The sequence below is a fragment of the Haloferax sp. KTX1 genome, from assembly GCF_902410085.1.
Lineage (GTDB): Archaea > Halobacteriota > Halobacteria > Halobacteriales > Haloferacaceae > Haloferax > Haloferax massiliensis.
Genome location: NZ_CABPRH010000275.1, coordinates 1 through 415, shown reverse-complemented (window position 1 = coordinate 415; position 415 = coordinate 1). Strand labels below are relative to the sequence as shown.

The window sequence follows — 415 nt, the reverse complement described above, 5'->3', positions numbered from 1 at the left end:
GTACTGGACCGGCCGCTCCCTGTTCTCCGAACTGCTGCCGGACGACCTGAACCTGGAGTTCACGTCCTCTGCTGGCGACACTGTCGTCGTCGAGGACGGCCAGATGACTGGCGGCACCATCGACGAGGACGCCGTCGGGGCCTTCGGGGGCGAAATCGTCGACACCATCGCCAAGGACTACTCGCGGACCCGCGCCCGGATTCTCGTCAACGAGGTCTCGGCGCTGGCGATGCGGTCGATCATGCACTTCGGGTTCTCCATCAGCATCGACGACGAGTCTATCCCACGAGAAGCGGAAGAGCAGATCAACGACGCCATCGACAGCGCCTACGACCGCGTCGAGGAACTCATCGAGACCTACGACCGCGGCGAACTCGAATCGCTGCCCGGTCGGACCGTCGACGAGACGCTGGAG

General features: G+C 64.3%; 1 pseudogene. It reads left to right on the top strand.

The features are described 5' to 3' along the window. Positions 1–415 (top strand): annotated as a pseudogene (locus FY251_RS21820) (DNA-directed RNA polymerase subunit A'); the annotation flags it as partial.